The sequence below is a fragment of the Oscillibacter sp. CU971 genome, from assembly GCF_905219725.1.
Taxonomy (GTDB): Bacteria; Bacillota; Clostridia; order Oscillospirales; family Oscillospiraceae; genus Oscillibacter.
Genome location: NZ_CAJMXG010000087.1, coordinates 1 through 11,747, shown reverse-complemented (window position 1 = coordinate 11,747; position 11,747 = coordinate 1). Strand labels below are relative to the sequence as shown.

Annotated in this window: 17 protein-coding genes; 1 reads left to right on the top strand and 16 read right to left on the bottom strand. The window is 59.1% G+C overall.

Going from position 1 to position 11,747, the window contains the following annotated elements:
- Positions 1 to 119: 119 nt before the first annotated feature.
- From JX325_RS07930 to JX325_RS07915, 4 genes are read right to left on the bottom strand one after another with little or no spacing between them, the layout of a single operon-like run.
- Positions 120 to 854 (bottom strand): YebC/PmpR family DNA-binding transcriptional regulator, encoded by a 735-nt coding sequence (locus JX325_RS07930; RefSeq protein WP_204790621.1) that lies wholly within the window; start codon positions 852 to 854, stop codon positions 120 to 122.
- Between the two features lie 5 nt (positions 855 to 859).
- Entirely contained in the window at positions 860 to 1,648 is a 789-nt protein-coding gene (locus tag JX325_RS07925; protein ID WP_204790620.1) for a Nif3-like dinuclear metal center hexameric protein, read from the bottom strand.
- Entirely contained in the window at positions 1,632 to 2,330 is a 699-nt protein-coding gene (locus JX325_RS07920) for a class I SAM-dependent methyltransferase (RefSeq protein ID WP_204790619.1), read from the bottom strand. Before JX325_RS07920 ends, JX325_RS07925 begins: the two co-directional genes overlap by 17 nt.
- 7 nt (positions 2,331 to 2,337) lie before the next feature.
- Positions 2,338 to 2,547 carry a DUF1858 domain-containing protein gene (locus tag JX325_RS07915; RefSeq protein WP_204790618.1) on the bottom strand — a complete coding sequence of 70 codons (210 nt, stop codon included), beginning with the start codon at positions 2,545 to 2,547 and terminating at the stop codon, positions 2,338 to 2,340.
- Positions 2,548 to 3,002: 455 nt separating this feature from the next.
- Between JX325_RS07915 and JX325_RS07910 the strand changes: the two genes are divergently transcribed.
- On the top strand, positions 3,003 to 3,188 hold the full coding sequence (locus JX325_RS07910; protein ID WP_243413988.1) for a DUF4177 domain-containing protein: 186 nt from the start codon (positions 3,003 to 3,005) through the stop codon (positions 3,186 to 3,188).
- Between the two features lie 87 nt (positions 3,189 to 3,275).
- Here JX325_RS07910 and JX325_RS07905 read toward each other — a convergent pair whose 3' ends face one another.
- The 12 genes from JX325_RS07905 to JX325_RS07850 form a co-directional block, all read right to left on the bottom strand.
- Positions 3,276 to 3,557 carry a zinc-ribbon domain containing protein gene (locus JX325_RS07905; protein ID WP_204790617.1) on the bottom strand — a complete coding sequence of 94 codons (282 nt, stop codon included), beginning with the start codon at positions 3,555 to 3,557 and terminating at the stop codon, positions 3,276 to 3,278.
- A gap of 38 nt (positions 3,558 to 3,595) precedes the next feature.
- Positions 3,596 to 4,213 carry a sigma-70 family RNA polymerase sigma factor gene (locus JX325_RS07900; RefSeq protein WP_243413987.1) on the bottom strand — a complete coding sequence of 206 codons (618 nt, stop codon included), beginning with the start codon at positions 4,211 to 4,213 and terminating at the stop codon, positions 3,596 to 3,598.
- Between the two features lie 89 nt (positions 4,214 to 4,302).
- Positions 4,303 to 5,661, bottom strand: a complete 1,359-nt coding sequence (gene glmM / locus JX325_RS07895; RefSeq protein WP_204790615.1) for a phosphoglucosamine mutase — start codon at positions 5,659 to 5,661, stop codon at positions 4,303 to 4,305.
- Positions 5,662 to 5,668: 7 nt separating this feature from the next.
- Positions 5,669 to 6,055 carry an SdpI family protein gene (locus JX325_RS07890; RefSeq protein ID WP_204790614.1) on the bottom strand — a complete coding sequence of 129 codons (387 nt, stop codon included), beginning with the start codon at positions 6,053 to 6,055 and terminating at the stop codon, positions 5,669 to 5,671.
- Positions 6,052 to 6,804, bottom strand: a complete 753-nt coding sequence (locus tag JX325_RS07885; RefSeq protein WP_204790613.1) for an AAA family ATPase — start codon at positions 6,802 to 6,804, stop codon at positions 6,052 to 6,054. Before JX325_RS07885 ends, JX325_RS07890 begins: the two co-directional genes overlap by 4 nt.
- Complete coding sequence (gene ruvB, locus JX325_RS07880; RefSeq protein WP_204790612.1) at positions 6,801 to 7,862, bottom strand: Holliday junction branch migration DNA helicase RuvB; 1,062 nt, start codon at positions 7,860 to 7,862, stop codon at positions 6,801 to 6,803. The genes JX325_RS07885 and ruvB overlap by 4 nt, the downstream gene beginning before the upstream one ends.
- Positions 7,863 to 7,889: 27 nt before the next feature.
- Complete coding sequence (locus tag JX325_RS07875; protein ID WP_204790611.1) at positions 7,890 to 8,051, bottom strand: hypothetical protein; 162 nt, start codon at positions 8,049 to 8,051, stop codon at positions 7,890 to 7,892.
- Between the two features lie 80 nt (positions 8,052 to 8,131).
- The gene (locus tag JX325_RS07870; protein WP_204790610.1) at positions 8,132 to 8,464 is read right to left on the bottom strand and encodes a DUF6054 family protein; all 333 of its coding nucleotides are present in this window, start codon (positions 8,462 to 8,464) and stop codon (positions 8,132 to 8,134) included.
- Positions 8,465 to 8,620: 156 nt separating this feature from the next.
- A complete protein-coding gene (ruvA, locus tag JX325_RS07865) occupies positions 8,621 to 9,226 on the bottom strand; it encodes a Holliday junction branch migration protein RuvA (RefSeq protein ID WP_204790609.1) in 606 nt (201 codons plus the stop codon).
- A gap of 21 nt (positions 9,227 to 9,247) precedes the next feature.
- Complete coding sequence (ruvC, locus tag JX325_RS07860; protein WP_204790608.1) at positions 9,248 to 9,757, bottom strand: crossover junction endodeoxyribonuclease RuvC; 510 nt, start codon at positions 9,755 to 9,757, stop codon at positions 9,248 to 9,250.
- 267 nt (positions 9,758 to 10,024) lie between these two features.
- Positions 10,025 to 10,936 carry a site-specific tyrosine recombinase XerD gene (gene xerD, locus JX325_RS07855; protein ID WP_370528536.1) on the bottom strand — a complete coding sequence of 304 codons (912 nt, stop codon included), beginning with the start codon at positions 10,934 to 10,936 and terminating at the stop codon, positions 10,025 to 10,027.
- Between the two features lie 16 nt (positions 10,937 to 10,952).
- Complete coding sequence (locus JX325_RS07850) at positions 10,953 to 11,582, bottom strand: stage II sporulation protein M (protein ID WP_204790607.1); 630 nt, start codon at positions 11,580 to 11,582, stop codon at positions 10,953 to 10,955.
- Positions 11,583 to 11,747 lie beyond the last annotated feature (165 nt).

Sequence of the window (11,747 nt, the reverse complement as noted above, 5' to 3'; positions counted from 1 at the left end):
TTCCTCCTTTGTCAACCCCTTTTTACATCTTTTTTTGACTTTATCTTCTCCTTATTCCTAACTTAATGACATTACTTAAAGTGGGACAGGCTCTCTCCGGCCTGTCCCGCGCCTTATCGTTAGTCGTTGTCCCAGTTGTGCCACACATTCTGCACGTCGTCGCTGTCTTCCAGCATGTCAATGAGCTTTTGCATGTTTTTCACGTCGCCTTCACCACTGAGTGTGATGTAGTTCTGGGGAACCATTTCCACCTCTGCGCTGACGAAGCTGTATCCCTTCTCTTCCAAGGCTTTTACCACATCGTTGAACGCATCGGGATCACAGGTGATTTCCAGCGCCGGGCCGTCCGCCTCGAAGTCCGCCGCGCCGGCGTCCAGCGCGTCCATCATGACGGTTTCCTCGNNCAGCTCCCNTTCNTCATNGTCAATGACANTGACGCCCTTTTTGTCGAAGGACCAGGACACGCAGCCGATGGCTCCCAGGTTGCCGTTGCACTTATCAAAGGCATGGCGGACCTCCGGCGCGGTGCGCTGGCGGTTGTCGGTCAGGGCCTCTACGATGACGGCCACACCGCCGGGACCGTAGCCCTCATAGGTGACGGCCTCATAGCTGTCGGTATTCCCCGCTCCCAGGGCTTTGTCGATGGTCCGTTTAATGTTGTCGTTGGGCATGTTGACTGCTTTTGCTTTGGCAATGACCGTGGCCAGGCGGGAGTTATTATTGGGGTCCCCGGAGCCGCCCTCTTTGACGGCGACGATGATTTCACGGGCGATCTTGGTGAAGGCGGCGGAGCGCTTGGCGTCCGCCGCACCCTTGGTTTTCTGGATATTATGCCACTTGGAATGTCCTGACATGGCGTTTATTCTCCTTCCACATAGTATTGAATCGCTTCCTTATGGGAAGCGGATTTTTGAATTTGCAGATCTGGGAACCGTCCGGCCAAAAAGGCAATCACCTTCTCACAGACCGGGTCTTCTGTTGGGAAGTGTCCCGCGTCGACGAGGTTGATGCCCTTAACCTTAGCGTCCACGAACTGGTGATAGCTCAAATCAGAGGTAACAAAGGTGTCGCATCCAGCGGCAATGGCGGCATCCTCAAACTCCCCGCAGGCTCCGCCGCCCACAGCCACCCGGTGAACGGGCTTCCCGGCGTCAGCATAACGCACGCCGTTGCAGCCCAGGGCCTTAGAGACAAAGCGGACAAACTCCGGCAGCGCCATGGGCTCCGCCCGCCAGCCGCAGCGGCACACCCCCTCGCTGGTGAAGCGCTCCAGCTTCTGGAGGCCGAGAACCTGGGCCAACACATCATTGACGCCGCCTTCCGCAATGTCCAGATTCGTGTGCATGCAGATAGCGGACACATTGGCCCGCAGCAGCCGCGTCAACAAACTGCCTTGGAAGGTATCGTCCCGTACCGTCTGTACCTGGGACCATTTGCAATTCATGATAGGATGATGGGAGACGATCAGCTGACAGCCCGCCGCGATGGCCTCCTCCGCCACCGCGTGGGTGATGTCCAGCGCCACCATGCAGCGGTTGACCTCCTGCCGGGGATCCCCCAGCAGATGCCCCACGTTATCCCACTCCATCGTCCCCTCCCGGGGCGCCAGCTCAAAAAGATCCGCCTCAATTTCACGAACCGTTGGCACGCCGCCACTCCTCTCTCATGGACAGCAGCGCGGTAATGATTTCCCGCAGTCTGTCCGCTTTTTCCAGCCCTTTGCCGGAGCGGTTGATTCCCGCCACCTCCGTTTGCAGGCGGATGATTTTCTGGATGATGTACCGCTCCCCCAGCGGGTCGTGGAGCAGGGCCGCCCCGCCGTGAAGCTGCCCCAGAGTCAGGGACATCTCCCCTCCCCCGGCCTCCATCACCGGGTAAAGGACGCCCCGGTCCTCCACCAGGGCCTCCCGGCGGATGGCATAGCCGTTCTCCGCAAGGAACGCCCGCAGAACCTCCGCCCGGGTCTGGGGCTGGAGCAGCAGCGTGTGCTTCCCCCCCGCGGTCCAGGGAGCCCGGGCCAGAATGGCGGCGATGTTCTCGCCCCCCATCCCGGCAATGACGAAGGCATCCGCCTCGTCCGGAGAGACCACCGCCAGGCCGTTCCCGAGCCGGTAGTCAATGCCGTCCGCTCCCCAGGTCCTCCCGGTCTCCCTGGCACGGGCCAAAGGCCCTTCCCGCAGATCACAGGCAATGGCGGAGGCCACGCGCCCGTGGAGCCGGAGCCACACGGGCAGATATCCATGATCCGTGCCGATATCGGCCAGCCGCGCGCCGGGAGGCACCCAGTCCGCCAACCGCCGAAGGCGGGGCGTCAGTTCCAAGTCCCGCAAGACGGCGTCACTCCGGCTTTTTGTTGGCCTCTTCGTTCACCAGAGCCAGCAGCTTTTCCACGTCGATGCCGTGGACCATGCAGGCCTCTTCCACAGTCTCTCCCCGGGAGGAGNGNCAGCCCAGGCAGTGCATGCCGATGGACAGGAAGATAGGCGCGGTGTGGGGGGCGATGTCCAGGATATCGCCGATGATGGTGTCTTTTGTAATCTCGATCATTTCTGGATTCCTCCGTGTTGAAATAGGTTTCAGCGTTCGGCTGTCCGGTTCCTTGGAACAAATTTCCGCAGACAGCCATCGTTCCGCTATTATACTCTATTATTTGCCCGAATTCAATAGAAAATCCGACAAAAGCCGAAAGCGGCCCTTATGCTTTTCTTTCCTCCCGATAGCTCTCCGACTCTTTCAAGGAAAACCATGGAACACCGCATAAATCCAGAGGTGATTTGCAAATGGCAGATTTTGCCTATAGTTGCCTTTCATATCCGCTTGTGGTATAATAAAACTAGGGCAGTTTCCAGAAATAATGAGAAAAAAGGAATCGAGGGCAAGGCGGAGGACACAGGCGGGCTGACGCCCGTCAAGGACGGCAACGCGCCCCTGCGATTCCTGGACCGCAGAACGTTTCTCATGATTTTTAGGTGCTGCTCTTATATGAAATGGGAGGCGCAGCTGTGAAAAAATATGTATATGTAAACGTTCATATTGGCAAGTTTTGCGGAGCAAAATCAGAGGAGCACCGGGATATCATTGACGAATACGCGGCCAAGGGCTGCCGCTATGTCGGGTATATTCCGACGAATATCAGCGATTACGGAAAGATAAAGGATATGGATTTAGTCTTTGAGACAGACCTTTGACCCTCCGTGCCCAAAAAACGTCCCCACGCTTCCGCGTGGGGACGTTTTCAGCGAATTGGCACAAGAGACGAAAACCGGAAAAACCGATTAGCGCTGCTCCTCGCGCATCTTGGCGAAGCACTCGCTGCAATAGACCGGACGGTCAGAGCGGGGCTCGAAGGGCACGCGGGCCTCGCCGCCGCAGGCGGCGCAGACAGCGGTGAAATACTCCCGGGGACCGCGGGCGGCGTTCTTGCGGGCGTCGCGGCAGGCCTTGCAGCGCTGGGGCTCGTTCTGGAAGCCGCGCTCGGCATAGAACTCCTGCTCACCGGCGGTGAACACGAACTCCTGACCACACTCTTTGCATACTAAGGTCTTGTCTTCGTACATGATTTTACCCTCTCTTTGAAAAGAAAATTATATTGCGTTCAGCGTTTGCTGAGATCGCCGGAAAGTAATTGCCGCGCCACCTTGCGTCGAATGCGCTGCACGGCGTTGTCCACGGATTTCGGGGGTTTGTTCACCGCTTTTGCAATTTCCCTGCAAGAAAGACCGTCCAGATAGAACCCCAAAATCTTTGCTTCAAACTCGGACAACTGTTTCCGGACACCGGATAAGAGGGCTGCCGTGTGTTCCCTGTCGATCAGGAAATCTTCGGGATTACGCTGCGCCAAATTATTGGTCCCAGAGGTGAGGGGATTGCTGTCAAAATGGGAGTCGTCTAGGGATAGCGATTGATTGAGCGGCTGCTGCTTATCCCGCGCCGAAGCGCGGAGCACAGAGTAGAGTCGGCTGCGGATGCAGATTTCAGCGAAAGTACGGAAGGACGCCTCTTTCCCGGCGTCGTATTCCCGGACGGCCGTGATGAGACCCACCATACCTTCCTGCGTAAGATCTTCGCTGTCGCCGCCCGCCAGGAAGAAGGGGCGGGCGCAGGTGCGGACCAGGCGGTTATACCGGGTAACGAGGGCTTCCTCCGCCAGGCGGTTTCCCGACGCGGCTAGGAGGCACAATTCCTCATCGCTCTGCATCCCCATCTCCGGCATGTCGTTCTCATAAGTATTGTGCATGTTGTATTATACCCATCTGCCAAGGAAAATGTCAAGCAAATTATCAAAATAAACGCGAGATTTCCCTAAAATTTTAGTGATTTTATAAGGCTAACCAGAAAATCGGCCGTATTATGCGCAATTTCGGTCGTCTTTGCCTCTACCATTACCCGAATCAGGGCCTCTGTCCCCGAGGCGCGGACCAGCACCCGGCCCTCCCCGTTCAGGACGGCCTCTTGTTTTTTGACCGCCTCCGCCAATTCTTGGGAGGCCATGATCTTCTCCTTCACGCCGCCGCTGTGGGGCACTTCCACGTTGATAAGCACCTGGGGATAGGCGGCGCAGACGGAGGCCAACTCCGACGCCTTCTTCCCCGCCCGGGCCAGGACCTGGAGGAACTGAAGGGCCGTCACCTGCCCGTCTCCGGTGGTCTCCAAGGCGGTAAAGATGGTGTGCCCGGACTGCTCGCCGCCGATGCGGAAATCCCGGCGGAGCATTTCCTCCAGCACATTCCGGTCTCCCACGGCGGTACAGGCCAGGTCGATTCCATGATTGCGGCAGAACTCGTGGAGGCCCAGGTTGCTCATCACCGTAGCCACGATGGCGTTTCCCCGGAGGACGCCCCGGCGCTTCATGTCCANGGCGCAGACGGCCATGACCTTATCGCCGTCTATCACGCCGCCGGTTTCATCCACCAGCAAACAGCGGTCCGCGTCGCCGTCGAAGGCCACGCCGATGTCATAGCCCTCCTTTACCACCTGGGCCGCCAGGTCCTCCAGGTGGGTAGAACCGCAGCGGTCGTTGATGTTCACGCCGTCGGGGGTCCGGTGGAGGAAGACGGTGTGGGCCTTGAACCGTCCGAACAGCTCCGGGGCCGTGGCGCTGGCGGCGCCGTTGGCGCAGTCCACCAGGATGCGCAGCCCCGCCAAATCCGAGTCAATGGTGGAGGCCACGAAGTCGATGTAATCCCGCTTGAGCTGCTTCATGCCGTGATGGCGGCGGCCCAGTTCCCCCCTGGTCTTGAGAGCCATGGGTTCTTTAGAAAGGATTTTTTCCTCCACCCGCTCCTCCAGCGCGTCGGAGAGCTTGTAGCCCTGGCTGTTGAAAACCTTGATGCCGTTGTGCTCATAGGGGTTGTGGGAGGCGGAAACCACGATGCCCGCGTCCGCCTTTTCCTGCTGGGTGAGGTAGGCCACGGCAGGCGTAGGAATATCTCCCACGGGTTTTACGTCGCTGCCCACGGAGCACAGCCCCGCAATCAGCGCCGCCTCCAGCAAATCGGAGGAGATGCGGGTGTCCTTGCCCAGGACCACCGTGGGGCGCTGCCCCCCCTTTTCCTCCATCAAAACCGTGCCCACGGCCTGCCCCACCCGGAAGGCCAGGTCCGCCGTCAGGTTCTCCCCCACGATGCCCCGGATGCCGTCGGTGCCNAATAGCTTGCCCATAGATTCGTTACCTCTTTCTTCCAAAATTGTCAAATTCCCGCCTCAGCGCCCGCTCTGTGGCGGGGATCACCGCCAGGAACGGGATCAGTTGTATTCCAGATAAAATTGTGCCAAGCTTCCCCACCGTGCCAATGTCCCGCCCAAACAGCAGCGCCATCCACACCAGGGAAACCGCCAGCGTGGGCCGCCCTGCCCGGACCAAGAAGCGCCCGCTGTAGGCATGGGCGAACTCCCAGGTCTGCCGGTTCCGCATGGAGCGGGCCGTACGGTAGCCATAGCCGCCGTTGATCTCCCCCGGCGGTTTTTTCGCAAAGCTCCGTCCCAGGAGAAGCATGCTCCCGGGAATCAGCAGGGCGGTTGCCAGCATGAACAGCCAGAACAAAAACTCCGTCATATTTCCTCCTCCAGAAGATACCGCAACATCCGCTCCGGATCGTCCAGGAAGCGCTTTGTCAATTGGTAGTGCTCCGTCTCCCGGTACTCCACCGCACGGATGCCCTCTTCGCTCAGCTCATAAATTCTGGCCCCGGGAAACGCCATCAAAATCGGCGAATGGGTCGCCACGATGAACTGGGAATCCGCCTTCACCAGCTGGTCCATCTCCCCCATCAGCGTCAGGAGGCGCGAGGGCGACAGGGCCGCCTCCGGCTCGTCCAGCAGGTACAGCCCTTCCCCGCCGAAACGGTTCTGAACCAGGGCCAGGAAGCTCTCCCCGTGGGACTGGCTGTGGAGGGATACGCCGCCGTAGCTGTCAATCAGCCTCGGGGAAAAGGAGGGCTCCTCGTCCATTTCGTCAATGTTGGTCGCCACATTGTAAAAGCTCTCCGCCCGGAGGAAGANGCCATCCCTGGGATACCGTTTCCGGGCGGGAGTCAGATACTCTCCCAGCACGGAGTGGGTGGCCCGGGTGGAGAAATTGAAATTCCGGGTGCCGCCCTCCGGGTTGAAGCCGCAGGCCACGGCGATTCCCTCCAGCAGGGTGGATTTCCCCGTCCCGTTCTCCCCCACCAGGAAGGTGACGGGCCGGTCGAAGTTCAGGACGCCGCCCTTTATTAAGTAATTTACCGGCCCCAGAAGCCGGAGCCAGCTTTCCCCGGGCAGCTCCCGGCGGAGGCGGACGGAGGCCAGATACACGCCGCTCACAACCGCAGCTGCTCCATCACGTCCTCCGGGGCCGCGCCGCCGGGAATGGGCTTATGCAGGTGCTGATAGGCCTTCTGCGTCACGCAGCGCCCCCGAGGGGTCCGGGTCAGAAAGCCCAGCTGCATCAGATAGGGTTCATAGACATCCTCCAACGTGACGGATTCCTCCCCAATGGTGGCGGCCAGGGTATCCAGGCCCACAGGCCCGCCTCCGTAGTTGTCGATGATGGCCTCCATCATCCTCCGGTCCACCGGGTCCAAGCCCAGATAGTCAATTTCCAGGGCACAAAGGGCCTTGTCCGCCACGTCTTTTGTGATAACGCCATCCGCCCGGACCTGGGCAAAATCCCGCACCCGGCGGAGCATCCGGTTGGCGATTCGGGGCGTGCCCCGGGAGCGCCGGGCAATTTCATAGGCTCCCTCCGGCACAATGTCCACGTTCAGAATTCCGGCGGACCGGGTGACGATTTTCGCAAGCTCCTCCGGCGTGTAGAGTTCCAGCCGCAGAGTCACGCCGAAGCGGTCCCGCAGGGGCGCGGAAAGCTGGCCCGCCCGGGTTGTGGCTCCGACAAGGGTAAACCTGGGCAGATCCAGCCGGATGGAGTTGGCGGACGGGCCCTTCCCCACGATGATGTCCAGCACGTAATCCTCCATGGCCGGATACAAAATTTCCTCCACAGAGCGGTTCAGCCGGTGAATTTCATCCACAAAGAGGAGATCTCCCTCATTCAGGTTGGTCAGCAGTGCCGCCAAATCCCCCGGCTTCTCAATGGCGGGGCCGGAGGTGATGCGGATGTTGACCCCCATCTCCTGGGCGATAATGCCCGCCAAGGTGGTCTTGCCCAGGCCCGGGGGGCCGTGGAGCAGGACGTGGTCCAGGGACTCCTCCCGCTTCCGGGCGGCCTCGATGAAGATGGACAGGTTTTCCTTGGCCTTCTCCTGACCGATGTAATCCCGGAGGCTTTTGGGCCGCAGGGAGCTCTCCTGGGCGTCCTCTTGGAGGAAGGTTTTCGCCACAATAGGCTCTTCGTAAATATCGCTTCCAAAGTCGATGCTCAAACGCTCACGTCCTTTTCCCGGGAAATTTCACTGAAAGATGCCGCCGGCGATGATGGAAAGCACCGCCGTACCCAGCAGGGTGCCCGCGGCCGCCAGCCACCGCTGGGCCCTGGCCTGATACCGCTCCGCCTCCTCCTGCTCCAGGTCATGACCGTTCAGCAGAAGGCAGTATTTGGCAAAACGGAACATCGCGAAAATGCTCCCCAAAAATCCAATAGCAACAAGCCTGGATAAAATCACCGCAGGCGCCCCCCCTCCGCTTGAAACGGTCACAGCCGCTCGGCCAGCTCCCGCACCTTCTCCAGGAAGGACTCCTCCCCAAAGGTGTTGAGCTTAAGAAACATCCCCTGGCTGCCTCCGGCGGCAATGGCGGAGAGAAACAGCTCCTCCCCCTGCCCCAGAAGCGTCAGCGTCAGGCTGAGCCGGTTTCCCCCGGCAAGACTGTAGCGCTCATAGACCCGCACGGCGCAGCGGACGCCTCCGGCAGAATAGTCGCTGCCGTCCTCAAAGCTGGCGGTGACGCTGCCGCTGAGGATGCCTTGGTGGAGCCGGTCCAGCGCCGTGTCAAAGTTTCCATGGAAGCGGTACTCGTATTTCGCCATAAAAACGCACCTTCCTTACGGCATAGTTCCGCAGAAGCCGTGTAAAGCGTTTTAGCTTTCCGGAAATTTAGGGGGCTAAAAAGCAAAACCTTGCCGAAAAAGCGTAAAATATATTGTAAAGGATATTTGCTATACAGTTACTGTGATCTCTTCTGTTTAGAGCTTAGCCATGCGCTTCAGCCCCTGCCGGACAATCTCCTCCAGCGGCAAATCCAGATCCAGGCCCTTCAAGGCCACGGAGACCTCCTGGCTGGAGTAGCCCAGCACCGCCAGGGCCTGGGCGGCTTCCGCCGCCTTGTTCCCAAACACCGCCGGAGCGGGCGCACCCTTGCCGCCGGAAAAATCCAGTCCCCCGGCGGATTCCTTGGCCATCTTGTCCTTTAATTCCAAAATAATGCGCTGGGCAATCTTCTTCCCTATCCCCGGCGCGGCGGTCAGGGCCTTTTCATCTCCCGTGACGATGGCCATAGCCAATGTCTCCGGCGTGCCGGAGGACAAGACGGCCAGCGCCGCCTTAGGCCCTACGCCGGAGACGCCAATGAGCAGTTGAAAGCTTTTCAATTCGCTTTGGGTGGCAAAGCCGTACAGCTCGAAAATGTTTTCCGCCACGTTCAGATAGGTGTAGAGCCTTTTCCGCTGGCCCTTTTTCAGCGCGGCCAGAGTGTTGTTGGTGGTTTTGCAGGCATAGCCCACGCCTCCGCAGTCAATGACCGCCAGATAGGGCAGAATCTCCGCTACCGTGCCGTCCAGATAATAAAACATAGCGCCTCCGTTTTATCTTCGTCAGACCGTCTCCGGCGCGCCCTCATTCCGAGGCAGCCGGGAGGTAAAGCTCCGGGCGTGGCATAAGGCCAGCGCCAGGGCGTCGGCGGCGTCGTCGGGCCGGGGGACCTTTTCCAGCTTCAAGAGACGCCGGGTCATGTCCATCACCTGCCGTTTCTCCGCCTTGCCGTAGCCCGTCACCGCCAGCTTTACCTGGGAAGGGGTGTATTCGTACAGGGGCACGCCGCACTTTTCGGCGGCATAGAGCAACACCCCCCTGCCGTGGGCCACGGCGATGCCGGTGGTAATGTTGGTATTGAGAAACAGCTCTTCAATGGAGATAACCTCCGGTTTTAACCGGCTGATGAGCTCCTCCATGTCGGTGCCGATTTGGTAAAGCCTCCGGCTCAGGGGCAGCCCCGCCGGGGTGGTAATGGCCCCATAGGTTATCATCCGCGCCTGCCTCCGTTCCGCCTCCACCAGTCCAAAGCCAATGGTGGCAAAGCCGGGATCGATGCCTAATATCCGCATACTCCGCCCCTTTCGGCTTGCATTCCTAGTTAGTATAGCAAATTTGACTGGAATGCGCAACAGAAAAAACGGTTGATTTGCGGGCCTAGGGAAAAAGGCATGGGCTGGATTTTTCCAACCCATGCTCCTAGGCGCGGCGTGCATCGGCGAAGGAAAGGGGGCCTTTCCCCCGGTTCCGGCATAGAAAATGAAGGTACAGCGCCTTGATTGCCGTACCTTCATACATTTCAAACGGTTACATTGCGGGGACGGTTTTTTATGTACCCATCAGGCCCTCGGGTGGGCTTTCTGATAAACGTCCTTCAAGTTCCCCTTCACGACGTGCGTGTAAATCTGCGTAGAAGAGATATCCGCATGACCCAGCATCTCCTGGATAGACCGCAGGTCCGCACCGTTTTCCAACAGATGGACCGCAAAGGAATGCCGCAAGGTGTGAGGCGTGATCTCCTTCTCAATCCCCGCCTTTTCCTGGTAATACTTGATGATCTTCCAAAAGCCCTGACGGCTCATCCTCTCCCCGTTCATATTGACAAAGAGGGCGGTCTCTTCCTCATCGGAGATCAACTGGGGCCGAATCTTCCAAGCATAGTCCTGAAGGGCCTTCACCGCCGTGCGGTATAAGGGGATAATCCGTTCCTTGCCTTTGCTGGAACAGTGAATAAAGCCGGCCGCCAGGTTTAGGTCTTCCAGGTCCAGGGTAATTAGCTCGCTGACCCGGATGCCTGTGGCATACAGCAACTCCAGCATGGCGTGGTCCCGAAATCCCTTGGCGTCCACGCACTGGGGCTGTTCCAGGAACAAGTCTACCTCCTTGGAGGTCAATATCTTCGGATACTTCCGCTCCGCCTTGGCGGCGGCGACGCCCTTGGCGGGATTCGCCTTCACCTTGCCGCTAAATATCTGAAAATTGTAGAAGGATTTGACGGAGGCCAAAAATCGGGTCACAGAAGCGGCGGATTTTCCCCGGCTCAGCATCCAGTCCATATAGGACTGGACCGTCTCGGCGGTCACCTCCAGCAGCTCCGGGCCCCGGGCCTGCAAATAATCCGCAAACTGGGATATGTCCCGCAGATAAGAAGACACCGTATTCTGGGAGGCGTGTTTCTCCCGCACCAGATATTCCTCATAACGCGCGATCTCGTCCGTAGCAATCCCTTCTCTCTTTACCAGTCTTACCAATCAGAAACCGTGTTTCCTATCCAATCAGCATCCGCTCTAAAAGCTGCCGTAAAAACCAGGGGGTCAGCATCAGGTCGGCGCAGACCCCTGCCAGCAGCACCCCCGCGACGGCCGCCAGGCGGCCCCACCACTCCCGGCCATACAGAGCGGGACCGGCTCTCCGCCCGCCGCCCAGGGAGAGACAGGCTAAGGCTGCCGAGCGCTCCAGCGCCGGAACGGCCAGCAGGAAATAGCAGGGCAGCGTCACCACGCACCGGAGGCCGAATACCGCCAGCGCCAGCAGCACCCCGTCCGGGCCAAAGGACGCCGTGAAACAGCAGACGGAAAAGGACAAAAAACCGCCGAAAGCCCCGGTCACTAACGGAAGCGCCAGCACACCGATGGACGCAAATCCCAGCAAAAACGCCGCCAGCGGATAACGAAAATACAAAACCGCCGCCGACAGCGCCGCCCGGGGAGACGGGTCTTCCTCTCCCACCTTCAAGAAATCCTTCAGGTAGCGGGCCAGCTCATCGCCCGTGGTATCCGGAACCCGACTGGAAAAAACCTGTCCCAAAAGAATGCCGGCGAAAAAAAACAGCGCCAGAACCAACAGGCGGGACAACTGCCGCCTCCACTCCGCCGTCTCCCGCCTTTTCCACTTCAAAGCGCCTCACCTCATCTCATCCTATGAGGAGGGCCGGCGGCTTATACGCATTTTTAGAAAAGTCGGATAACTTGCAGTCAGATAAGAAAACACCCTCCTGCCGGTAACGGCAAGTAAGAAGGTGTGCAACCGCATACGGTTTATTTACATTAATAATATAGCTCA